The organism is Providencia sp. AGC89 (assembly GCF_053543535.1).
The window spans coordinates 72,638-97,747 of sequence record NZ_JBIXLP010000018.1; the positions used below are offsets into that span (position 1 = coordinate 72,638).

Annotated in this window: 19 protein-coding genes; 10 read left to right on the forward strand and 9 right to left on the reverse strand. The window is 40.5% G+C overall.

Features of this window, described 5'->3' with window-relative positions:
• Positions 1 to 7: 7 nt before the first annotated feature.
• Entirely contained in the window at positions 8 to 3,112 is a 3,105-nt protein-coding gene (locus tag ACIPUA_RS05800) for a MexW/MexI family multidrug efflux RND transporter permease subunit (protein ID WP_449059421.1), read from the forward strand.
• Entirely contained in the window at positions 3,109 to 3,291 is a 183-nt protein-coding gene (locus tag ACIPUA_RS05805) for a hypothetical protein (protein ID WP_042848473.1), read from the forward strand. The genes ACIPUA_RS05800 and ACIPUA_RS05805 overlap by 4 nt, the downstream gene beginning before the upstream one ends.
• 52 nt (positions 3,292 to 3,343) lie before the next feature.
• On the opposite strand, the gene arnT is transcribed toward ACIPUA_RS05805, so the two are convergent.
• The 6 genes from arnT to ACIPUA_RS05835 all read right to left on the reverse strand — a co-directional run bounded on the left by arnT (position 3,344) and on the right by ACIPUA_RS05835 (position 12,211).
• The gene (arnT, locus tag ACIPUA_RS05810; RefSeq protein ID WP_449059422.1) at positions 3,344 to 4,987 is read right to left on the reverse strand and encodes a lipid IV(A) 4-amino-4-deoxy-L-arabinosyltransferase; all 1,644 of its coding nucleotides are present in this window, start codon (positions 4,985 to 4,987) and stop codon (positions 3,344 to 3,346) included.
• Positions 4,988 to 5,384: 397 nt separating this feature from the next.
• Positions 5,385 to 6,659: a bifunctional O-acetylhomoserine aminocarboxypropyltransferase/cysteine synthase gene (locus ACIPUA_RS05815; RefSeq protein ID WP_449059423.1), complete on the reverse strand. Its 1,275-nt coding sequence runs from the start codon at positions 6,657 to 6,659 to the stop codon at positions 5,385 to 5,387.
• A 296-nt stretch (positions 6,660 to 6,955) separates the two neighbouring features.
• Complete coding sequence (locus tag ACIPUA_RS05820; RefSeq protein WP_042848477.1) at positions 6,956 to 8,215, reverse strand: aromatic amino acid transport family protein; 1,260 nt, start codon at positions 8,213 to 8,215, stop codon at positions 6,956 to 6,958.
• A gap of 278 nt (positions 8,216 to 8,493) precedes the next feature.
• A complete protein-coding gene (gene dcuC / locus ACIPUA_RS05825) occupies positions 8,494 to 9,852 on the reverse strand; it encodes an anaerobic C4-dicarboxylate transporter DcuC (RefSeq protein WP_042848478.1) in 1,359 nt (452 codons plus the stop codon).
• A 318-nt stretch (positions 9,853 to 10,170) separates the two neighbouring features.
• Complete coding sequence (locus tag ACIPUA_RS05830) at positions 10,171 to 10,626, reverse strand: regulatory protein RecX (protein ID WP_042848480.1); 456 nt, start codon at positions 10,624 to 10,626, stop codon at positions 10,171 to 10,173.
• A gap of 127 nt (positions 10,627 to 10,753) precedes the next feature.
• Complete coding sequence (locus tag ACIPUA_RS05835) at positions 10,754 to 12,211, reverse strand: DUF4026 domain-containing protein (RefSeq protein WP_042848481.1); 1,458 nt, start codon at positions 12,209 to 12,211, stop codon at positions 10,754 to 10,756.
• 256 nt (positions 12,212 to 12,467) lie between these two features.
• Here ACIPUA_RS05835 and ACIPUA_RS05840 point away from each other — a divergent pair, with 256 nt between their 5' ends.
• The 8 genes from ACIPUA_RS05840 to ACIPUA_RS05875 all read left to right on the forward strand — a co-directional run bounded on the left by ACIPUA_RS05840 (position 12,468) and on the right by ACIPUA_RS05875 (position 21,468).
• Positions 12,468 to 12,650 carry a hypothetical protein gene (locus ACIPUA_RS05840; protein ID WP_042848482.1) on the forward strand — a complete coding sequence of 61 codons (183 nt, stop codon included), beginning with the start codon at positions 12,468 to 12,470 and terminating at the stop codon, positions 12,648 to 12,650.
• 236 nt (positions 12,651 to 12,886) lie between these two features.
• Complete coding sequence (locus tag ACIPUA_RS05845; protein ID WP_042848483.1) at positions 12,887 to 13,888, forward strand: hypothetical protein; 1,002 nt, start codon at positions 12,887 to 12,889, stop codon at positions 13,886 to 13,888.
• On the forward strand, positions 13,888 to 15,033 hold the full coding sequence (locus ACIPUA_RS05850) for a BamA/TamA family outer membrane protein (protein WP_042848485.1): 1,146 nt from the start codon (positions 13,888 to 13,890) through the stop codon (positions 15,031 to 15,033). The genes ACIPUA_RS05845 and ACIPUA_RS05850 overlap by 1 nt, the downstream gene beginning before the upstream one ends.
• Positions 15,033 to 16,178 carry a DUF4056 domain-containing protein gene (locus ACIPUA_RS05855; protein WP_131680236.1) on the forward strand — a complete coding sequence of 382 codons (1,146 nt, stop codon included), beginning with the start codon at positions 15,033 to 15,035 and terminating at the stop codon, positions 16,176 to 16,178. The genes ACIPUA_RS05850 and ACIPUA_RS05855 overlap by 1 nt, the downstream gene beginning before the upstream one ends.
• Positions 16,179 to 16,659: 481 nt before the next feature.
• On the forward strand, positions 16,660 to 17,466 hold the full coding sequence (locus ACIPUA_RS05860; RefSeq protein WP_042848487.1) for a protein bax: 807 nt from the start codon (positions 16,660 to 16,662) through the stop codon (positions 17,464 to 17,466).
• A gap of 229 nt (positions 17,467 to 17,695) precedes the next feature.
• Positions 17,696 to 19,114 (forward strand): MBOAT family O-acyltransferase, encoded by a 1,419-nt coding sequence (locus ACIPUA_RS05865; RefSeq protein WP_048608824.1) that lies wholly within the window; start codon positions 17,696 to 17,698, stop codon positions 19,112 to 19,114.
• On the forward strand, positions 19,101 to 20,270 hold the full coding sequence (locus ACIPUA_RS05870) for an SGNH/GDSL hydrolase family protein (protein ID WP_042848489.1): 1,170 nt from the start codon (positions 19,101 to 19,103) through the stop codon (positions 20,268 to 20,270). The genes ACIPUA_RS05865 and ACIPUA_RS05870 overlap by 14 nt, the downstream gene beginning before the upstream one ends.
• Positions 20,242 to 21,468, forward strand: a complete 1,227-nt coding sequence (locus ACIPUA_RS05875) for an SGNH/GDSL hydrolase family protein (RefSeq protein ID WP_042848490.1) — start codon at positions 20,242 to 20,244, stop codon at positions 21,466 to 21,468. The genes ACIPUA_RS05870 and ACIPUA_RS05875 overlap by 29 nt, the downstream gene beginning before the upstream one ends.
• Before the next feature lie 56 nt (positions 21,469 to 21,524).
• On the opposite strand, the gene gntU is transcribed toward ACIPUA_RS05875, so the two are convergent.
• The 3 genes from gntU to gntR all read right to left on the reverse strand — a co-directional run bounded on the left by gntU (position 21,525) and on the right by gntR (position 24,945).
• The gene (gntU, locus tag ACIPUA_RS05880; RefSeq protein WP_042848492.1) at positions 21,525 to 22,880 is read right to left on the reverse strand and encodes a gluconate transporter; all 1,356 of its coding nucleotides are present in this window, start codon (positions 22,878 to 22,880) and stop codon (positions 21,525 to 21,527) included.
• Entirely contained in the window at positions 22,877 to 23,419 is a 543-nt protein-coding gene (gntK, locus tag ACIPUA_RS05885) for a gluconokinase (protein WP_042848493.1), read from the reverse strand. Before gntK ends, gntU begins: the two co-directional genes overlap by 4 nt.
• A gap of 530 nt (positions 23,420 to 23,949) precedes the next feature.
• Positions 23,950 to 24,945, reverse strand: a complete 996-nt coding sequence (gntR, locus tag ACIPUA_RS05890; RefSeq protein ID WP_042848495.1) for a gluconate operon transcriptional repressor GntR — start codon at positions 24,943 to 24,945, stop codon at positions 23,950 to 23,952.
• Positions 24,946 to 25,110 lie beyond the last annotated feature (165 nt).

The following is a 25,110-nucleotide window of genomic DNA, read 5'->3' on the forward strand; positions in this document are numbered from 1 at the left end:
AGGCGCAATGAAATTTACTGATATTTTTGTTCGCCGGCCTGTCTTAGCTCTGGTCGTCAGCGCACTTATCGTGTTAATTGGCTTATTTGCACTAAGCAAGCTACCTATTCGCCAATATCCACAACTTGAAAGTGCAACTATTACCATTACGACACAATACCCCGGGGCATCAGCAAAGCTGATGCAAGGTTTTGTGACGCAACCTATTGCCCAAGCGGTTTCCTCAGTCGAGGGGGTCGATTATCTATCCTCATCCTCAGTACAAGGTAGCAGCCTTGTCACTGTACGAATGGAACTTAATCGAGACTCTACCCAAGCCCTTGCTCAAGTAATGGCTAAAGTAAACCAAGTTCGTTATAAGTTACCGAAAGAAGCTTATGACCCTGTTATTGAGCTTTCTTCTGGGGAATCCACCGCAGTTGCCTATATTGGCTTTTCCAGTACTAATTTATCGATACCGGCGCTAACGGATTATATCTCCCGCGTTATTGAGCCGATGTATTCCTCTATTGACGGCGTCGCCAAAGTCCAAGTTTTTGGTGGGCAACAACTTGCTATGCGTTTATGGCTTGATGCCGATAAGCTTGCAGGGCGAGGGCTAACAGCCGCCGACGTCGCGCAAGCTGTGCGCCAAAATAACTACCAAGCAGCTCCCGGAAAAATTAAAGGTGAATTCGTTATTTCTAACGTTTATGTCAATAGCGACCTCACCAATGTTGATGAATTCCGTGATCTGGTGATCCGAAATGACGGTAATGGATTAGTCCGCCTGAAAGATGTAGGAACCATTGAACTGGGCGCTTCATCCACTGAAACAAGTGGTTTGATGAATGGGGAGCCGGCTATTTACCTTGGTTTGTTTGCGACACCAACGGGGAACCCGTTAGTGATTGTTGATGGCATGAATCAATTAATGCCTGATATCACTAAAACCTTACCCCCGGGTGTTAAGGTGGAAATGGCATTTGAAACTTCACGCTTTATTAAAGCCTCTATTGACCAAGTGATCAGCACCTTAATTGAAGCCTTGCTCATTGTCATTGTGGTTATTTACCTGTGTTTAGGCTCAATTCGCAGTGTCATCATTCCAATCTTAGCCATTCCGTTATCAATGTTAGGCGCAGCCGCACTGATGATGGCTTTCGGCTTTAGTGTTAACTTGCTCACCTTGCTAGCAATGGTACTCGCCATTGGGCTCGTTGTGGATGACGCTATCGTTGTTGTCGAAAACGTTCATCGCCACATTGAGGAAGGGAAATCCCCTATTTTAGCTGCATTAATTGGGGCTCGTGAAGTTGCAGGCCCTGTGATCGCGATGACCATTACCTTAGCCGCGGTATACGCCCCAATCGGCTTGATGTCAGGTTTAACTGGCGCGTTATTTAAAGAGTTTGCTCTAACGCTAGCAGGCGCAGTGATTGTCTCAGGTATTGTGGCGTTAACCCTTTCCCCTGTGATGAGCTCTTTCATGCTCAATTCAAAACAAAACGAAGGGCGCATGGCGCGAATGGCTGAAACGTTCTTCAGTACGTTAGCTCATTACTATACTATTGTATTGAATTTTTCTTTGAAAAACCGTTGGTTAACAGGTGTTATTGCAGTTGCGGTCTTTATCAGTTTGCCCCTACTTTACCAATCTGCCCCGCGTGAATTAGCCCCTGTTGAAGACCAATCTAGCGTATTAACCGCTATTAAATCGCCACAACACGCTAACCTAGAGTATGTTGAACGTTTCTCACGTAAATTACATCATGTTTTCATGGAGTTACCGGAAACAGAAAGCACATGGATTATTAACGGCACTGATGGCCCTTCCGCTAGTTTTGGGGGAACAAACCTCTCCTCATGGGAACAACGCGAGCGCCCTGCGTCGGCTATCCAAGCTGACTTACAAGGACGTGTTGGAGATGTTGAAGGAAATAGTATCTTTGTCTTCCAGTTACCTGCATTGCCGGGCTCAACAGGGGGACTACCGGTGCAAATGGTACTACGAAGCTCACAAGATTATTCCGTGCTTTACAAAACCATGGAAGAGATCAAACAGCAAGCGCGTGAAAGTGGGTTATTTATGGTGGTGGATAGCGACCTTGACTATAACAACCCAGTGGTTGAAGTCCGCATTAATCGTTCAAAAGCAAATAGTTTGGGGATCAGGATGCAAGATATTGGTGAATCCCTGACTTTATTAGTGGGTGAAAACTATATCAACCGCTTTGGAATGGATGGGCGCTCCTATGATGTGATCCCACAGAGTATTCGCAGCCAACGACTAACCCCTGACGCACTGTCACGGCACTATGTAAAATCGGAAGCGGGAACGATGATCCCACTGTCAACTGTCGTAGATATCAATACGCAAGTTGAACCCAATAAGCTCACGCAATTTAATCAACAAAATGCGGCTATTTTCCAAGCAATTCCGGCTCCGGGAGTCACACTCGGCCAAGCAGTTGCTTATTTAGATGGCATTGCAAGTGAACTACCTGCCGGCTTCAGCCATGACTGGCAATCCGATTCGCGCCAATATAAACAAGAAGGTAACACCCTCGCCTTTGCCTTTATGGCGGCGCTCATCATCATTTATTTAGTTTTAGCTGCCCAATATGAAAGTTTAGTCGACCCACTGATTATTTTGATCACTGTTCCTTTATCTATTTGTGGAGCCTTGATCCCACTCGCGCTGGGTTATGCAACGTTGAATATTTATACCCAAATTGGCTTAGTGACATTAATCGGTTTAATCAGTAAACACGGCATATTAATGGTGGAATTTGCGAATGAGTTACAGGCCAATGAAGGTTTGGACAAACGCCATGCTATCCTCAAAGCAGCACAAATTCGCTTACGCCCAATCCTAATGACAACAGCAGCGATGGTCATTGGTTTAGTACCTTTGTTATTCGCGACAGGGGCAGGCGCCAATAGCCGCTTTGGATTAGGTTTGGTGATCGTAACAGGGATGCTAGTTGGCACGTTATTTACTTTATTTGTTCTGCCCACCATATATTCATTACTTGCCCGTAATCATAGTGCGACTGCACTGACACCAAGGCGTTATGAGCTTGCTGAAGCTAACCGCCTGATAAAAGAAACAGAGGAGGCTTCTCAATGAGCAATACGTTATCTGGTCGTTACCAAAGAAATAGTCGAACTGCGGATACAGTGGAAGTCGATGCAAATACAATGAGTAATAGTATGACAATGTTATTAATTTACCATGGGCTACCCCCTGTAATAGGGAAAAACCACCCGACGGGCAACAACCCTCACGGCAATAAGCCAACTCGCTAATCAGGCGATTAAATATAAATGGTATTACATTCCATGTAATACCATTTTTCTATTAACCCTCGTAGAAAGCGAAAACTAAGTTCCCCTCACGAATTATAATTGGGTTACCAGGAAGAGCATCAATGATCTCTTTTTGTGAACCATCTACCACCACCGCGACATTCTTATAGTGATTATTTTTTAATAAACCGGGTAACTGCCCTAAGCTATAAAACCGATTAATAGCATCAGGGTATTTTAACCCATAGCTTAATTCACCAGTTTGGTGAAGCATCGTAATATCACTACGCTTTAGTACCCATGCTAAAGCTGTCCCTAACCCAACATTATTTGTCAGTAATATCGATTTGTTTTCTAACTGTTTATGGTATTTTTCAATTACATTTTGAGGCGTGTTATTACTTTCAACGCGATAAGGGATCACATGGCCGACACTCAAACTGATTGCCACGGTGCAAGCCGCAGCGAAGTACCAAAACCGTTGCTTAAAAGAAACCAATGCCACTAATAACCAGCAGATAAAAGCGGCGGCGGCCAGCCATAATTTGTTACTTTCATCTGCCTGATAAATGTTAATTTTAGGTATATAAGGAGAAGCAATAATTAATGCCGCGGCAGCCCCACCGACCAATAGGTTAATAATGGCATTTAAGCGGATAGCGGTTGTTTTTTTCTCAGCCCGTACTTTTTCAATGTAAGCCGCCATTAAAATGGCAACCGGTGCAATGCAAGGTAAAATATAGGTTAGTAGCTTGCCTTTTGTGATGCTAAAAAATACAAATGGGGCGATAAACCACAATAAAAAGTAAAGGTAAATCCCTTTTTGCCGCCAAGCATAATGTATAGCCCCAAAAAGATAACCCAACCATGGTAAAACAGCAGCAAGTAATATAGGAATATAAAACCAAAATGGTGATTTGTTCTGTGCGTTGTCCGCCATAAAGCGTTGAATATGCTCAACCCAGAAGAAGTAATTCCAGTAGTCAGGCTCACGGCTAGCAATCACAAATGCCCAAGGTAAACAGATAACAAATGCCGTAAAGATTGACACAAAAGAAAAAACAAAGACTTCTTTGAATTGCTTAAAGTACACCGCGGCAAGAGAACAAACTAAAACAGGTAATACAAGCACTAAAAAGCCTTTCGTCAGAACCCCTAGTCCACAAGCCACCCCCATCATAATAAAAGCGCATAATCGATGAGAAAAACGTTGTGTGGTTAGACCCCATTGGAAAAAGAAAATCACCATCGTAATAAAAGCGGTGACTATTGGGTCTAGAATATTGTAGGTGCCTATCGTAAACACCATAAGCATCGAAAGGTAAATAAAGGCAGCGTTAAATGCGATACGTACATTTTTCCATGACATTTTAGCGCTGAGATAAACAAATAACCCACTGACCAAAGTGCTAAAGACAGCGCCAAGGCGCACGGACACATTATTTTCACCAAATAACATTTGAAACAGTGCCCCAACCCAATAGCCAAAAATCGGTTTTTCGAAGTAACGAATATCAAGAAGTTCAGGCACACTCCAGTTATAGCTAATAATCAGTTCCCGGCTAATTTCGGCATAACGTAACTCGTCAGGCTGCCATAGCAACCTACCGTTTAACGGTAAAAAATAGGTCACTAAGATAAACCCAAATAGTAAGCACCACTTAAGGTAGGCAACTTTATTGTTTGCCATAATCATTTTTTCTCAACCATTCTTGTTATTGATATTTAATATCTTTTAGCTTATTCGCTTTAAATAAACACTTTTTACTGACTATTTAGTTATTATCGTTATGGCAATTAAACCCCGTTTAAACAAATCAAAAGTTAATTTGTATCAGGCTGATTCTTGGTAAACAATCCATAAATAGAAATTATATTTCATCAATAATAAATAGATAAGAATTGAACATTAAGGTTAAAACCTTACAGGGCCGTTCAGTTTTTCAAAATACTATATAAAACTAATTATTAATATAAAAATAAGAACTAATACAACAAACAAAACGAGTATCATCTTTTTTGGATAATAAAAAAGAAAAAACTGGTTATGATTTTACTTTACCATAACCAGTTTTTATCAAGTTTTACACCAATTATCTTGCCGCAACTAATGCCTGTTCAAGGTCAGCTAAAATATCATCAATATGTTCTATACCGATAGATAAACGGATCATATCCCGCGATACGCCTGCCTGTGCGAGTTCAGCATCATTTAATTGGCGATGCGTTGTGGACGCCGGATGGCAAGCTAATGATTTAGCATCACCAATGTTCACTAATCGTACAATCAGTTGCAGTGCATCAATAAAACGTGCTCCTGCTTCTTGACCACCTTTAATACCGAAAGACATTATACTTGCCGGCTTTCCGTTCATATATTTCTGCGCTAAACCGTGCTCTGGATTGCTTGGTAAACCTGCATATTTCACCCATTCAACTTGTGGGTGCTTTTCAAGGAAATTAGCCACTTTTAATGCATTTTCTGTATGCCTATCCATTCTTAATGCTAGTGTTTCTAAGCCTTGTAAGATTAAAAATGAATTAAATGGCGACAACGCCGCCCCAGTTCCACGTAAAGGCGCAACACGGCAGCGAGCAATAAAGGCGGCAGCACCAAAGTGCTCTGTATAGCTTACACCATGATAAGCCACATCAGGCTCTATCAATAAAGAAAAGCGATTTGGATACTCTGCCCAAGGGAATTTCCCTGAATCGATAACCATCCCGCCAAGTGATGTCCCATGACCACCAATATATTTAGTCAATGAATGAACCACAATATCCGCACCATGTTCAAAGGGACGGCATAAGTATGGGGTTGCCACTGTGTTATCGACAATCAGTGGAACACCATGGCGGTGAGCAACTTCGGCTAATGCGGCGATATCAACAATAAACCCTGCCGGATTGGAAATTGACTCACAAAAAACTGCGCGGGTTTTATCATCAATCAGCGCTTCAAGTGCGGCTAAATCATCATGCTCCGCAAAACGAGTTTCAATCCCTAAACGTGGTAACGCGTGGGCCAATAAGTTATATGTGCCACCGTACAATTTTGCGACGGAAACAATGTTATCACCTGCCTGCGCAATAGTTTGGATGGCATAAGTAATAGCTGCCATACCGGAAGCAACAGCCAGCCCAGCTACACCGCCTTCTAATGCTGCGACACGCTGTTCTAAAACATCATTTGTTGGGTTCATGATGCGTGTATAAATATTCCCCCCGACTTTTAAGTCGAAAAGGTCAGCGCCGTGCTGAGTGTCATCAAATGCATACGATGTAGTTTGGTAAATTGGAACCGCAACAGACTTGGTTGTTGGGTCTGGAGAGTAGCCCGCGTGAATCGATAATGTTTCTAATTTCATTTGTTATCCTTGTTATGACGCACTGGAAAACACGGCCAGAAGAGATAATTATAAGTGGGTTCTATGCTGTGATATCAATAGATATTACCTAAGACTATATACTAGGCAACTATTTGAACTTGAAATTATTTCATATAGATTAGTCTACACTCCATGCCTTAGAACGCTTTGCACCGCTCAACGCCGATAATTAATCACATAAGGTATTATTCTTATAATCTATTTCTTATTCATATAAAAAAAAGCCACAACCCATTGAGATTGTGGCTTTTTAAAACGAATCGAATTACCCGCGATTATTGAAATGCACCATAAATAACAGAAGTAATGGACGCTAATCCGCAGACAAAAGTGAATATTTGTGCTGGCTTTGACGTACTAAATTTTTTCATTGCAGGAACAATATTCATCGATACCACCGGTAGAATGAACAGGATAGCCGCGATCATTGGCGCCCCCATCGTTTCAATCATACCTAAAATGCTTGGGTTACGAATAGTGACGATCCATGTTGTTATCACAATAAATAACATAGATGCTGTCTCAATTTTCCTAACTGAGAAAGAAGAGCGGGATTTAATTAACCCAACTAAACCTTCGTGGGCACCTAAGAAGTGACCAAAATAGCTAGAAACAATCGCCGCAAAAGCAACAATCGGCCCTAAGTAAGACAAAATTGGTGATGGATTGATATTAGCAATATGCGATAACACGCTAATGTTCTCTTGCTTGGCAATTTCCAGTTCTGCTGGGCTTAAAGATAACACCACAGAAAAAACAAAGAACATCACAAAGCCTGTTAACATTAAGGCTGCACCACCTGTGATCATATCAGTTTTGACGATTGCCTTGTCACCAAATTGTTGACGTTGGTCTTTGGTAAATTGGCTGATAATCGGGCTATGGTTAAATGAAAATACGATCAGTGGGATAGCCATCCAAACTATAACTGGCATTGCACTCCAATCAGGCGACACTTCTAGCATCGACATATTCCACTCAGGGATTAAATATAAAGACAATGCTAATAAGATGAAAACTAATGGGTAAACCATCAAAGAAGTGAGTTTTAACATGAGGTCACGACCAAACACCACCCCTGCTGTCATTGCCGAAATCAACACACCTGACAGTAACCAACGCGGAGGTTGCGCCATGCCAAGCTGATTGACAATAAAAGAATCAACGGTATTGGTGATACCCACGCCATAAATTAATACAATTGGGTAAATAGCAAAGAAATAAGCAAAGGTAATGATATTTGCCCCAACTTTACCAAAGTGCTCTTCTACAGTATCAGTAATATCCGCATTCGGATTTTTTGCAGACAAAACAAAACGCGCTAACCCTTTATGTGCTAGCCAAATCATTGGGGTAGCAATTAATGCCAACACAACTAATGGCCAAAAACCCCCAGCACCTGCTTTAATAGGTAAGAATAAAACCCCTGCCCCTACGGCTGTTCCAAATAAAGAAAGTACCCATGTAAAATCCTTATACGTCCATTTACTTACTGGCTTATCCGTTGTAACCACTGTTTTTTCTATTGTGCTCATCTTGTATTCTTCATCATTAACGTTATTAAAATCAGATGCGCCGATTTTGCATGAAGTTAGTAAGACCGCCTAATTTAATTTACCTATTTTGTTCAACTTTTTGGCGTAGATCTCGTTAATAACGTCAAATAAAAAAACTCAATGTAATTCCTCTGTAAAAATCCTTTTTAGCTTGTGATTAAAATAATAAATTTTGCATCTAAAGAATTTAATTTTAAATGTGATAAAAAAATGGCTGAACTACTAGCTCAGCCATTTACATAAAAAATAGGTTGGGTTTATAGATAGACAGGAACTAAAATTTCAGTTGCAATGACCACAACAATTAAGCCAACTAGCACTGGAATTGACGTTCTTTTTACCACTTCAAACGGTGAAATTTTAGCCATCCCAGACACCGCAACGACGACACCTGAAACAGGTGATAATGTGCGCCCCAAGTTAGAAGCTTGTAACATTGGGATCACCAAATAAGCTGGGTTGACGCCCATCTGTTTTGCTAGATGTGGAATTAATTCGACAAAGGCATAAAACGGTGCATTACCAGACCCTGTTGTCATTGCAGCTAGCATTGTAATAATTACCAATGCAATCATCATGACAATCGCGCCCGAACCAAATGATTGTGCTAGGTCAATAAGCCCTTTGATAAAACCAATAGTACTTAAACCTTGTGCAAATACACCCGCCGCAACTAATAACATAACCACTGTAGCAAAGGCTTCAGCCATCCCTTTATAACAAACCTCTAAGCCACCATAGACGTGTTTTGCACTGAAACTACGAATGAATTCAATAACAGCAGCTAAAATAATACAACCAACAATGATTGTAACTATGTGCAGTTCAGGCGCCCACTTACCATCAAATACTAATACACCAATAATCGGAGTGAATGGTAAAATGGCATAAAAAGAAGGCGCATGAGTTTTGATTTCATTGACGTCAAGCATTTCCATTTTGACGTTTTCTTTTCTATCTAGATAACGCTGCCAGAAGAAATGTGCAATAGACATAGCAACAATTGCAGCAATAGAAATAGGCAAAGTCACTTTAAATGCAAAATCAACTAATGGCATTTCAGCAGCTTGCGCCGCTAAAATAACGTCACCTGAAGTCGGTGCCAGAATAATTGCCGCTGGTGAAGCACAAATTGCCGCCGCTGCACCACGGCTAATCCCGACATTCACCATCACGGGGAACAAGGTTGCCATCAATAACACCCCAAGACCAGTCGCAGAGGAAACCGCCAGCGACATCAAGCAAGCAACAATATAAGCCGCTACCATTAATAAATATGGCGAGTTGATCATTTTTAGCGGTTTTGATGCAATTTTAACAACCACATCATTGGCACCAATATGGGTCATGTAAGATGCAAACCCACATAGCACCATAATCATCATACCAAGGTCACCACCTCGGCTCATTAATAGGAATTTTATGTATTCCAAAATGTCTGTTGTACGCCACCCCGTCGTAGGAACAGAACTTGGTAAAATACTTTTGCCCATAATAGCGGTAATGATCAGAAGTAAAATCCCCCCTGTCATTAGCACGCCCGTTGCCGAATACCCTTTTATGATATAGCGCCCAACTCCAATGGCGACAATAACGCCGATTAAGAGCTCAATCATTTGTTTCTCCTGCCTGTCTCATTTTGTAATTATAAAAAATTACTCTGCCTAATAGTTAAGCAAAATTCACTGACAATGATCATGCCAGACGATATTTTTTAATATAGATATGAATAAAAACACAAGATAAAGAAATAATAAATCTTTTATAGAAGAGATTTTCTAGCGGATTTTACCAATTACCCTCTTCAGATAGGTAGAACAGACTAGATTAGGTTAAAAAAAGAAATTGAAGTATATGCGGATACCAATGGGTTCGTCATCAAGATAGCTAATCAAATACAGAAAACCTGCATTGATATTAAAATCAGGAAACAATCAACTAAACAGTTCGTAAATCATATCGCCAAAAAAACCTCGATATTGTAAATAACGGATCTGTTTACTCTTTTCTTTAAAATCTTGGGGTAGGTCATCACCAAATTTTTTGCTGCGTACCAATGCCGCTTTCTCAAACCAATCCACATCAACATCAGCAAAATGTTTTTCAACTAAAGCTTCAGAAAAGCCTTTTTGACGCATTTCTTGCTTAATTCGCAACGGACCATAACCTTTGCGAATATAGCCCTGCATTAATAGTGCCACCACCCGATCATCATCAAGAAAGTGTTGCTCACTGAGTCGTTCAAGGGCTTTTTCAATCAACGATTCATCAATAATACCTTCATTTTTCTCATACATTCGTCGTTTCATACGGCTAAATAACTCAGCTTTACCGTAGTCACGGCGAGAAAGCATAAACAGGGCATATTGGTACAGGTCAGATTCATTCATAGTGTCAAACTATCATCATTAAATTGGGCACTTTACGCGCCCAGTCTAACACAAACCTTTGTACTCTAAATAATCCAAGGCATATATAGGCAACAAGCTTCGCCCATGTGACTTGCAGTCTAACGAATTAGTGAACTTGCGCGCCACTCAGTAGCTTGTATATCGTATCCGGCGTGTAACTTCCATCTTGGAAATAAATTGTCCAATCCGTAATATCATCACGGGTTAATGGATAAGTTTCCCCTTCTTGCATATCTTTCACATAAAAAGGATGGTTAATTAATCGGCCTTCAAACTGGTCACCATTCCAAGAAATTGGCTCAAACCACATATGTTCGTGCCCATCATAATCCTCTTCCGCATCATGATAACCAATGCCACATTTCACTAAGAAACGCCATTCAGTATCAGCTTCATCATCGTTTTTGCCTAAAAACTTCGCAAAAAAACCTTTCTTTTGAGTGACAGGTTTTGGACCATAATTATCTAACATGTGGGTGAAATACTCCCAGCGCAGCTTCGCTTTACGGGACATATCCGCCGTTTCTTCGTCTGTGCGCATAAACATCATCGCATTTTGATCTTCAAACCCTTCAAAGAAACTCTCTAATACTGGGTTTTCTTGTGTAACACGGAACAACATGACTGACGGGTGCTGATGAGACTCATCCCTGTCGTGCCAATCCCCCATAAAACGCTCAGAAGTTGCATCACCAAACTCAAAATTCATTTCTTCTAATGGCTTTAAGTTATCAATAGGCGTTGATTTACCGACATGAAGCAACCCTTCCTCAAATGGCAATGCCACCAGGTATTCGTAACCTGATTGTGTTTGCCCAATAAAAATTGGCTCGTTAAAGACGATTTTACCGTGTGTAATACTGTTGTTCACAAAGCTCCAGAATAATTCTGGGATACCATAATAAGATGCGATTGGGTGTGGAATAATAATTTCAGCTTCAGACAACCCACAACGGGCTAAACCATGGGTATGGAACCAATACATGGTTGGTGCGCGCTCTTCTTCCGGTTTATTTTCATTATCTTCTTGGTCATAAATAGCGTGCACAACATATAAAGAATCAATGCTTGGCATTAAATCATCTATTAATTGAAAATTAAGCCACTCACGAGTAAACACTTTCCCTGCTGCCGAAATATCCAGCCCTAAGAGTAAATCAGGCACTAAGATTTGAATGATTTTCAGTTGTTGAAGGTAGCTGACTAACGGCTGCTCTTTGAATAAACATTCCACAATCACCGCTTGAGGAGCCGAACTCGCCTCCGCGTATAATTCTGGACTAATAGGGTCTGTCGCAAAATATGGGTTGATCGTATATTCAGGGTCGCTATCTACCAATGAAATATAGAAACGCAATTCCTCTTCACCTTTTTTACAGCTAAAAAAGAAACCGTCTTCATCTGGAATATAGTCTACTTCTCCATCCGTAAAATAGGTTTGTTCTTCTAAACGCTGCTCAAGTAACGAAGATGTCAATTCAGAACCTGGAATAGCGACCATCATAGATGCTTCTTTTTCGCCTTCACCTGCTGCAGTATCAAGGTAATATTGTTTATTGTTCATTTTAAGACCTATTAATAAGTGACTTTAGCGAGGATATCAGCTTATATTCATTAAGAATATTGTGAATATTCTTAACAAATTCAGATTGTGATTTGATCCTTTATATTGTAACTAAGTAAACCAATAATCATTATTCGATAATAATTTATTCTACTTTTCATACGCTATTGGCTGAGGCACAATGACCTCCTTTCTCTGACTTGCTTCGTATTGATGAGGCAAAAGAACTAATTTCTATCTATATAGGTGTGAGAATATGATTGACCTGACAGAAGCACAAAAAGAATACATTGACGAACTCGCAATGCAGCGTGTTTACAATATGAATAGCGACGAAGTATTCGTACATGCTTTAGAACAAAAAATCCATCAAATGGAAGATCACTTAAAAGCCTATTTTCATGAACGTGTTAAGTTTCACCAACAGAATAAAAAATAATCTTTTACGCTCTTCGTGCCGGTAACCTTTTGTCTATCGGCACCTATTTTTCGGTTTTGGAAAGCACAATCTTAAACAAACTATCAACCTACACTCATTTTACCCAAAGAGTTAATAAAAAAGCATTAAGCGCTATCCCTAAAAAAAAGATTAATGATAAAATTCCGATTATCGCTGTAAGACGAATAATAATCTGCTTTTACACCCCCTTTACTTCCTAAAATTGAGCCAATGTTATGAAACGCATCCAATTCAGTCATGTGCTAATCCTTTCTTCTTTTTTATGTATTCCCGTAAGCTTTGCCGATAGCGACCGTCCATTATTTTCAGTATCAGTTAGTGAGTCAGGGGCGCCACAAAACAATAACGAAGGCGGTATTACTCGTTCTTCTGCTACAGAGTCACGAGTACTGCCGATTTGGGGTGATGAAGCACGCGCCCGCGGTTATGATTTGCCGGAGCCATTTGGTGCAAGCTATGGTTATATGAATATGCGCCAAGATATTGTAGTCGACAGAATTGGGTTTATTTCTCCTGAAAGCCCTGAGTTTTCAAATGCGATACACATTGAAGCGGGACATACACGGCAAAAAAGTGAAACCCATACACTTAAATTAGATTCATGGGTATTTCCATTCTTAAATATTTATGGGTTATATGGTCACACTAAGGGTAAGTCCCATACCACACTAAAAGGTGGAAGTTTCGAGTTAGCTCCGGGATTCGTTATACCACTAGATCCTTTATTGAAAGGCCAACCTTTTGATTTAGATTTTAAAGGTAAAACCTATGGTGCTGGGTTTACTTTAGCCGGGGGATATAACGATTTTTTCACAACATTAGATTTAAATTATACAAAAACTGACCTTGATATTCTTGATGGTGATATTAAAGCTTTAATAATTTCACCTCGAATTGGCTATACATTTACTTTTGACCCATTGATTGATGGGCAAGGGAATACCAAAGTTCAAGTTTGGACTGGTGCAATGTACCAAGATATTACCCAACGTTTTAAAGGTGATATCAATAAGCTCAATTTACCTGGGAAATTCCAAGATATAATTAACTCAATGGATGAACCTGGTATGAAATTCGACGTCAAACAGCACCTTGCCCATAAATGGAATAATACTGTCGGTGCTCGCGTCGAGTTTACTCGCAATTTTAATGTACTCACTGAGTTTGGTTTTAATAACCGTAATACTTTCTTTGTCTCTGGAGAATTCCGTTTTTAATGTGGTATTCGGCTATTATCCAAAGGCTGGCATTGGTCAGCCTTTTTATTCTTTTCCCTGCTAAAGCAGATATTCTCCCCGACCGCCAACAAATTGATGGCTGGTTAAACAACCTCGGGGGTGAAAACAGCTTTGATGACAGCAAACCCATTGATTGGGGCGTTTTGCCGGGGCCTTTTTATACCCCTGAAATGGGGATAGGCATCGGTACTGCGCTGGTTGGTTTATACCGGATAGATAAAGAAGATAAACAAACGCAACCGTCTTCAATTGGGTTAAGTGGCTTCGCTTCATCTACAGGCGCATTTGGTTTGAATTTCACTAATTATAATTTTATTGATAACGACCAGTGGCGATTATTTATTTCGGGTACCATCAATAACATTCCTACTTATTATTGGGGAAAGGGCTATTCTGCAGGTAAAAACGACCATAATAAAGAAAAGTACCATTCCCAAGAATTCCAAATAACGCCAAGAGCATTGTATAAACTAACGGATGCCACTTATATTGGACTCGGTTGGAACTTTTCATCAATTAATGCCAGCGACCCAGATGATGGTGCAAAAAAGTACTTCGCTAATTCCGTCGGTGGGCGTTCTGTTATCAACTCAGGGGTCAGCGCCTATTATAGTTATGATACCCGCGATTTTTTGCCTAACGCATACCAAGGGCAAACCTTTGAAGTGACTTACACTTATTTTGCGCCAAATCTTGGTAGCGACACCCGTTTTCAAACCACGCAATTACAATACGCTTACTACCATCAGATTGCCGAAGATACCGTGGTTGCACTTGATAATTATGCGCGGTTTTCAACAGGTAATGTGCCATGGAATCAATTATCGTTATTAGGTAATGGTAATCGAATGCGAGGCTATTACGAAGGTCGCTATCGCGACAATAATATATTCACTAGCCAAATAGAAATTAGGCATAAGCTAGATTGGCGTCATGGTATTGTCGGTTGGTTAGGCACAGGGACGATGAGCGATACACCGTCCGAACTAGGTCAAAGCCACTGGCTCCCTACTGTTGGTGTCGGGTATCGCTTTGAATTTAAGCCAAGAATGAATGTACGTTTGGATTTCGGCATTGGCCGTAATAGCACTGGTGTCTATTTTCAGGTCGGGGAGGCGTTTTAATGTTTAAGTGGGTTCAAGCGTCTTGTTTAGCCTTGCTATTAACTGCATGCCAAAATCATAGCAAGCTTGAATTGCCCGCTATTTCCCCCGTATTAACTTCGCATACCTTTGAAGAAGCTACACAAGATTGGTCCGTTATTCCTTCATTAGTTCCTCCTCAAGGCTTACGTGCATGCTGTGCCTTCGGGTACAACCTCCAAGCACAATTATGGGGGCTCCCCGTTCCTTTTTATACTATCGATAATATTGTAGAAGCCGATAGCCTTGGTGAGCATCATTATAATGATAGCTTTTTAGGGGCAAGTGCAGCTTTAATGGGGCTTAGTAATGAAAAAATTGGCTTATTATATACAGATAAAGGTGGGTTTATTGATATCTCGCATGTCAGAGATACTGCAGATTATACTTTTTACTTATTCAGCCAAATTTATCCACGCCTTGGCCAAGAATGGACACTTTCACTAAGTGAAGAACTGGCCAGTAGACAAATTCATTTCAGCCCCTTTACGCCACCGCCATCTGCACACCAACGTTATACGCTCAGTGCCTATCTTGCGGCTAAACTTGCTTTCCAACTTGCCGTATGGCACGAAATTGCACAATGGTATGGTTATCAATCGGTTCCAGGCTTTTCAGAAGGGATCTCGGCTTTTTCCCCTGAAGATCTTTACTCTAATTTGCTCGGAGCACGCCTTGCAATGACCGTTATTTTGCAGGGTCGAGCGAACTCTTTGCCGGTTTTTTCTCAATCCATAGAAAATATCCTACCTTTAGCCCTGCACCAATTGGGCGCATCAAATAGAGCCGAAACAAGTAAAATGTTCGATAACATTGATGGCCTATGGTGGAATAGTTACCGGAGAGTACCTGAAAAATTCCTTGTATTAACAAGGGACTATAATACCAGCGATGACAGACTACCTTTAATACCGACTCAAATCATACCTCAGGGAGGGTTGCGATTAACGCTGCCAGATAACTACCTACAATACAATTTACCACTACTTGCTCAGTTACGTTTGCAACCCACTGAAAATATGAGACAACTTCCTGTACCAAACCATTATTGGACTGTTGCGGACTTCCCGGCCCTTGCAGAAGAAGCTAAACAACAAGATATACAGCAACAGATTTTACAACCCTAAATTTCCCCTAAAAATTGCTCACTTAAACGAAATTATCACGGTCAAGGTGACGAGTAAAAATGAAGCTTAACTCGCTTTTTTTACCTTTCATACCGCCTATTTGTATTTCACTTTTGTTCCCTCTTTTATCGTTAGGAAAAAGAGGCCTTTCCCATTTTGATTATAAAATAAGCGACTAAGTGGCTATTTATTGAGCAAAATAGCCTTATAATAACTAAGTGAACTGTGTGATAAACAATCGAATTTAACTTAAGTGCAGCCATTCAAAGTAAAAACAAGTAAGACATTTTAATATATAACCATAAAAACTAGATGTAAAAATATTATTTTTACATCAAAATCAATACAGTTAAAAATAAACAAAAAAACCTACAATCCAATACAGAAGTTTACCTAATATTAGCCGGATAAAAGTAGCTCGTAAAAATTTAATCTGCTAATATTCGCTCGAATTTTGTTCAGAGATACTTAGGAGAAGCAAATGCCCTCTCGAACGATGAGGACAAACGCCGTCTTCGCTTTCTTATTTTTACTTTTATTTTCGAGCCTCAGTATGGGCTCCACCAGTACCAGCACAATGCTCAATAAAGAGTACTCTAATAAAACTGTGCAAAATGTAAGTCAGGCCAAAACATCACTCCCTGATTTACGTAAATACCCTTCTGGTACACCACGAAAGAAAGCATTTTTGAAAACGGTTGTCCCTGTTATTGAAAAAGTTAATAAGCAGATTATGGAAGAGCGCAATTGGTTATTATCCGTTCGCGCAAATAAAAAATGGAGCGCTCAAGAACTGCGCCGTCTTAGCCAAATCTGTGATAGCTATGGTATGAAATGTAGCAACCCAAAACGCATCAATTGGGATAAGCTATTAAGTCGCGTAGATATCATGCCAACGCATTTAGTGGCCACACAAGCAGCAACAGAATCAGGTTGGGGTACATCACAACTTGCATTACAGAACGGTAACTTATTTGGTATGCGCTGCGGAAGTGGGTGCCGAACTAACAAAGGTAAAGTTAAAGGCTATTCAGCATACTCTTCAGTTGAAGATACCGTGACAGCGTATATGAAGAATATGAATACCCATAATGCTTATGAATCACTACGTAGTTCACGAGCAAAACAACGCCTATCAAAAGATGAGTTAGATACCACAAAACTTATCAATGATATGAAAGGGTACTCCGAGTTAGGTTCATCCTATAACCGTTATTTACAAGAAATGTACGCGAGTAATGAAGAACTGATTACACAAGCTCAAAAAAGAGCAGCCACTCGCATCTAATTATTGTATCACCAGGTACAAGATATAAAAAATCCACTTAACAAAGTGGATTTTTTTATCGCTATAAATTGCTCATGTTATAGCAGGCAGATACCCTGCGGGGGAATTGAATGCCGCCAACAAAATCATTACTCAAAATATGACGAGCAATATTCTGATTGCATAGAAGAAGAGATCAAATATCATATGCTCATCTTCTACCAAAATAATTAACATCTTTGAGTCTAATATGAATTTCTTCTCTTTTGAGTTTCTTGGCTCTTTCTTGATATTTTTTCTTATTTATTGGGCTTGTCAGCCCAGTGCAAAACTACAAAATGGTCTACTAATTACCGCAAGCTATTTTTTTGTTTATTCGTTTAACCCTGATTTTGCCTATATTTTATTTGGTTATACCCTATTCATTTATTTTCTCACAAACTGGGTGACAAATTGGCTATCAAATCGATGGGTCTATCTCATCCTAGCCACAGTTATTATCGGTTACTTCACCTACTTTAAATATTATTCTTTCTTTCAAGAAAGTATTCAGCAAACTTTAGATAAATTTGGTTTTAGTGTTGGGCTCCCTATTCTTGAAATACTGGCTCCACTCGGTCTTTCTTTTTATGCATTCCACTCTGTTAGTTATACAGTTTCAGTATGCCGTAAAGAAATTCCTAAAGCTGATTTTTTCGATGTCGCTTTATACCTTGCATTTTTTCCAAGTATTGTGGCGGGGCCGATTAACCGCGCAAAAAATTTCATGCCTCAAATCCAAGCAGAAAGCCGAACCATTCTCAATAGTCGCAAGGCAATCCTGTTGATTTCACTGGCGCTAATTAAGCTCTTTTTATTTAGTTCTTACTTATCCGAAAATTTTGTTAACCCTGTTTTTGATGCCCCTATCGGATATAGCGCAGGAGAGATCTTAGTAGCCACTTATGCCTATGCATGGAATATCTACTTTAACTTTTCCGGTTACACCAACCTTGTTACGGGCATCGCCTTATTATTAGGTTTCAGAGTACCCGTTAACTTTAATGCCCCTTATTTAGCCGCAAACCTAAAAGAATTTTGGGCACGTTGGCATATTAGCCTATCGACTTTTATTCGTGATTATATTTATATCCCACTAGGAGGTAACCGCAAAGGCTTTAGCCGTATGAATGCTAATGTATTCCTTGCTATGGTGATCTCCGGACTCTGGCATGGTGCCGCAATGACGTTCGTGGTGTGGGGAGCAATACATGGCTTAGGGATTGTTTTACTCAATTTAAAGAGTTTGTGTATGGAAAAATTGGGTTGGACAAAGGCACTCTCTAATAAAATATTATCAATTTGGGTCTCACGAATTATCACTTTCCATTTTGTCTGTTTTGCTTGGATCTTTTTCCGTAGTGCTTCTTTTGATGATGCGATATTAATGATTAATCAAATTATTGCCCCAGGCTTTATTGCATCAATTAATGCAAGCCTAGGTCTGCTTATTGCATTTTGGGTCTTACTCATTACCTATCCTTACTTTGTACAAGGTTACCATTATGTGGCGAAAAAATACCAAGATATCCCTTGGTATTACTACCCTATTCCACTTGCTCTTGTTTTAACAATTATGTTTATGCTTTCACCTTCAGGTATGCCGGGGTTTATTTATGCTAACTTCTGAGTTTAAAAAAAACCTAATTAAAACCGGCCAAGTTTTAGTTATTGTGTTACTAGCAGGACTGTTGTTGATTTGGTTAAACCAAGCTTCTTTGGAGCGATTCTGGCAACAAAAATATCATCAAGATACACCATGGGCGAAAATGGCAGGAAACCCTATTTGGGATTACGGTGCTTATTTACATGACGGTGCTCTCGAGGCGGGAAGTGTATTTACTTATCATGCTTCAGGGCAAAAAGCACAAGACGACCAGCAAGCCGCTGAATTAGCATTAGCAAATAAAAACAAGAAGCTGAGTTTCCCAGACGGTTTTCAAGTGGGCCTGCATTTTATGAATGGTTATATCTACCCAGCAGACAGCTTATCAATAACTTTCCCTGAGTTGCTTAAGCGCCCACAAGCGAGAGCAAAAAGCCTCAAGGGCAATTTAAGTCACTTAGCTATCAAGCAAAACCAACCTATTGTAGAGAAGCATATAGCCAACATTGAAAAAGGCCAGCAAGTTCTATTTGCAGGAGACTCAATGATGCAAGGCATTGCTCCACATGTTAAGAACAAGCTATTGAAAAAATATAATATCGATAGCATTAATTTAAGCAAACAAAGCACTGGCCTTGCCTATCCACGCTTTTTCAACTGGCCCCAAACCATTGCTAAGGCATTGAATGATAACCCTAATATTAAAGTTCTTGTTGTTTTCTTAGGGCCTAATGACCCTTGGGATATGCCACCAAAAACAGGTTATAAATACGTCAAATTTAAAAGTGAAGACTGGGAAAAAGTTTACCGAGAGCGTATTAATGATATAATATCGACCGCACGCCAGCACAATGTAGATGTTATTTGGGTTGGTCCTCCTAATATGCGTAAAAATACGCTATCCGATGGTATGAAATTCTTAAGAAGCCTCTACCAGTCTGAAGTTGAAAGTAACGGCGAAATTTATTTTTCTGTCAATGATGTCTTTAAATATAAAGGCGATAACTACTCTGACTATATCGGCGATGAAAGCAGTACAATTAAATTGAGAAGTGGCGATGGCATTCATTTCAGCAGTAAAGGGCAACAACTTATTGCAGAAAAAGTTTTCTCATTGATCCATTTCGAAGCAGAGGAAGAAAAGGAACCTCATGAAACTGAACAATCTGCGTCAAGCTAAGCTCAAAATTTTAGCGGGTAGCATCATTGCACTGCTATCGTTGGGCTTATTGTCTTGTCAAAATACATCAGACAAAACGCGCATACCAAGTTCGAAACAAGGACAAACTGTTATATCTCAAGGGCAATTAATCAACAATGCTGAGCCTAATTTAACGCAATTAGCAAATAAATTACGTCAAGGTAACCAGCAAGTTCATATTATTCAAATTGGTGATTCCCACACTGCGGCTGATTTTTTCAGCGGCAATTTAAGGAGTTTATTTCAGCAACGTTATGGTGATGCAGGTCCTGGCTTTATTCCTCCTATTTCTATTCCGGGACAACGTACTGCAACCATTAACCGCATGAGCGAGAAAAAAGAATGGTCACTTTCTTCTAGCCGTAAAGATGAGCGTTTTGATTACCCCTTAGGGGGAATGATTGCTGAACCACAAGCCGCAAAGAGTAAAGTGCTACTCAAGCCGTTACAACCGGCTCTAGGGGCCTATCAGCTTCAAACGCTATACCAGAGCGCGAATGACTCTCAAATGAGTGTGGCTCCAGCTGTTTCACCTAATGTTGCACTCCCGGCAACAGGCTATCAGTGGTATTTTTCAACCCCGGTTAACACCCAGTTACCCGCAGAGGTTACGGTCAATAAAAGTGCTGGGTTAAAGATTGGTGGCTGGCTCGTACGTTCACAAAAGCCAGGGGTTATGCTTTCCGCGCTAGGGATCAATGGTGCAACACTTAGTATGGTAGATAAATGGCAACCACAATGGAGTGAGACTTTAGCTCAGCTGTCACCTGATATGGTGATTTTAGCTTATGGTACTAATGAAGCCTTTAATGATACGTTAGACCTTGCCGCTTATGAGCAAAATTTACGCGCTAAAATCCGCTTAATCCGCCAGCAAATGCCAAATAGCGTTATTTTATTAGTCGGGCCGAATGATTCGATTAAATTTAATGATGCCATGAATTGCCAAGCTCAAATGCCTGTAAACTTAATGAATGTTATTCAAATTCAGAAATCTGTTTCAGCTCAGGAACATACGCTGTTTTGGGACTGGCAAGCCTTTATGGGTGGCCCTTGTTCAATCCGTACATGGGCAGCACAAGACTTAGCACGACCAGACAATGTACACTTGTCTGTTGATGGTTACAAAAAGAGTGCTCAAGGTTTATATAGCCAGTTGAGCCAGCTTTTACAGTAACGAAAAGCAAAAAGGTCAGCCGATTAAAGCTGACCTTTGTTTTTATACCTAAAAAATTACAAGAAAACGAAGAAAATCATACCGACAATGGCGCCCGTCGTCCCTAAGATAGTTTCCATTACCGTCCACGTTTTTAGAGTCTGCGCTTCAGTTGCACCAGTAAATTTACCAAACAACCAGAAACCTGAGTCATTAACATGACTTAAAATCAATGAACCACCGGAAATACAGATTGATAAAGCAGCAAGCTGCGCACCTGAATACCCTAATTCACTGATAACGGGTAAAACTAAACCTACCGCTGTTAAGCACGCAACCGTTGCAGAACCTTGGATAACACGTACAGCACCCGCTAAAACAAAACAGGCTACCGCAATAGGTAAACCCGCGCCGATTAGCGAATCCCCTAGCGCTGGACCAACACCTGAATCCACAAGAATTTGTTTGAAAACACCACCAGCCCCAGTCACCAACAGGATAATCCCCGCAGGCTGGATCGCCGCAGAACAAACTTCCATCAATTTTTCTTTATTCATACCATAACGGAAACCTAAACCATATATGGCAAGCAAGCATGCAAGTAATAAAGCAGTGAAAGGATGACCAATAAATTCGAGCCAATGTTCCAGAGTTGAGCCTTTCTCAACAAAATGAGTCCCAATTGTTTTTAAACCCACCAAAACTAATGGAAATAACACTAAACATAAGCTGAACCCAAAACTTGGCATTTTGCCATGTTCTGTATTTGGTGCTTTATAATCCGCAGGAATATCAATGTGTACAAACTGGCTAATAAATCGCCCATATAGAGGACCCGCTAGGATCATACTAGGAATTGCAGCACATAGACCAATGAGAATCATCCAGCCATAATCTGCGCCCATTTGTGAAGCAACCAGCATCGGTGTCGGCCCAGGCAACAAGAATGCCGCAGCGGCAGCAACCCCAGCAAATAATGGGATAGCTAAACGGACAACGTTATGCCCAGTTCGATTTGCCACTGCAAATACCACACCGATTAACAGCACTATGGCGACATCAAAAAATAATGGCAGTGCACAAATTAACCCTGCGATACCTACCGCATAGTGCGCATGTTTCTCACCGAAAAGGTTAAGTAACTTATTCGCAACCTGATCTAATGCCCCTGTTTCATGCAGGATTTTGCCAAACATTGCCCCTAATGCCACAACAATAGCAAGGAAACCTAGAGTCCCAGCCATTCCTTTTTGCATCGTCTCGGTTATTTGTTGAACTGGCATTCCTGAAAACAACCCTGCACCAATTGACACTATCATCAGTGCAACAAAAGCATGTAGGCGTGCATACATGACTAAAAACAGTAATAAAACTACCGAGCCAACCGCTGTGAGTACCAATGTTAATGTGCTAAGCGTCTCAACCGTGCTCATGATTTTTCTCCCGCGACAATTTGTTTAATCGTTAAGCAGGTATTACCGATGACATCTTCAAGAGTTTGGCGAATATCAACTATATGAACATCAGTTTCCGCTGCATTGGGTTCTTCTAAGGCTGCAAATTGTGTTTTTAACATTTCAGGTTTGAAGAAATGCCCTTTACGGGCTTTTAATCTTTCTTCAATAACCTCTGAATCCCCTTTTAAGTAGATAAAAAATAAATTTTTATTGTCTTCTCTTAATATATCTCGATATTTTTTCTTTAATGCTGAACATACAACTAAAGAAATAGAATTTGTTCTCTGCATAGCAAAAATTGCCTGGTTTAATGCGACTAACCAAGGTTGGCGGTCATCATCATTTAGCGCATGACCCGATGCCATTTTTAAAATATTTGCTTTAGGGTGCAGAAAGTCGCCATCAAGAAAGGCGGCATGTAATTCCTGAGCAACGCCATTTGCTACTGCAGATTTACCGCTACCCGATACCCCCATTAGTACAAATGCATAGTTTTGTTGTTGGGTATCACTCATAGGAAACTCCTCAGGCATTCAAAATTATTCTGGCTTTTAATTAATACCGTTATGTTACCGGTAACAAGTTACGGGTAACATTATCAGCAGTGAGGATTTATTTAGCAATCAAATTGGCGAAGAAGAGAACAGATCTGTGATGATTATCTCAATCTGAGTTTAGTGAAGATAGGCAAAGAAAAAAGAGGCACTAACAATATAGAAATTTAAAAGTATGTTTTATTTTAAATTTCAATTAACCCATCTTTAATATTCATCTAAATAATTCGTGGTGTCGCTAGGCGGCAAACGAGCCAAGCCCTAGGAGCATACTCCGGTATGTGACTAGGGTTGGTGAGTGCAGCCAATACTTTTAGTGCATACGCCGAAATTTAGCTTTAAGGCTATATTAAACCACACTATTTCCCTAAATAATTCGAATTAGAGGTAGGCGGCAAATTGAGGATATCTCTGGGAGCATACATAAGTATGTGACCTGAGTAGCCGAAAGCAGCCAACACCCCTATAATTTGAAGTATGACGGGAAATAATTAGATGCTCTCGCCCGTGAGTAGAGAAAACCCCACATCAAAATGTGTCTCCGTCAGCTTATTCCCTGACATTCTCGCCAGCAACACTTCTGCGGCTTTTCGCCCCATAAGGTCCCTTGGCGTCAAAATACTGGCTAATTTCGGTGTCATGACTTGCCCCACATCGTGACCATGGAACCCCGAGATGGCAAGGTCTTCCGGAATTTGAATACCTAAGCGCTGGCATTCAAAAATAGCGCCTATAGCCAAGTCATCATTAGTACAAAATAAGCCATCGGTATCAGGGTACTTAGCGCGACACTCATGCAATAATTGAGCACCTAGTGAATATGATGAACTGGCTTCTGTCATCAGATTACGCGGCTCAAGGTTGGCATCCAACATTGCTTGCTCATAGCCTTTCAAACGAATAAACGTACGCTCATCGTGCCTTGCCCCCAAATACACAACATGACGACAGCCGCGTTCGAGCATCGCTTGAGTCATTTGGCGGGAAGCTTCAAAGTTATCAATCCCCACGGCAGTATCTAAACAAGGGGAAACGCTATCCATAATTTCAACCACAGGGATCCCTGAAGTTTTCAGCATGCGAAGCGTCCGTTCCGTATGGGTACGCTCAGCTAAAATCACCCCATCGATATTATAAGAAAGTAACGACATCAGCCGCTCCTCTTCTTTTTCGGGCAAATAGCCATAGTGTGCCAGCATCGTTTGATAACCATGACAGTCAGTGACTGCCTCGATACCTCGGATCACCTCAGCAAAAACTTGGTTGGTCAATGAAGGTAATAGCACCCCAATTGCATGGCTTGTTGCATTTGACAATATATCAGGAGCTTTATTAGGTATATACCCTGATATTTCAACAGCTTGAGCAATTTTTTCACGCAGAGATTCCGAAACTTGCTCTGGGTTTCGTAAAAAACGGCTCACCGTCATTTTTGTCACGCCAACTTGGTCGGCAACATCCTGCAAAGAAGGTCTTTTTTTCTTCATAATTCCAAAGTGATATCCCATTCGTTAACGGTGCTATGTTCTGCGATCTTTTGCTGGATAGCAATCTTTGTTGCTGATTCACATCACATAAACGTCGATTTTTCCTAAGAACGCCATTTTTGTGGTTGACTCTCTATCATGACTCCGTTAATTTCCGCGTTATAT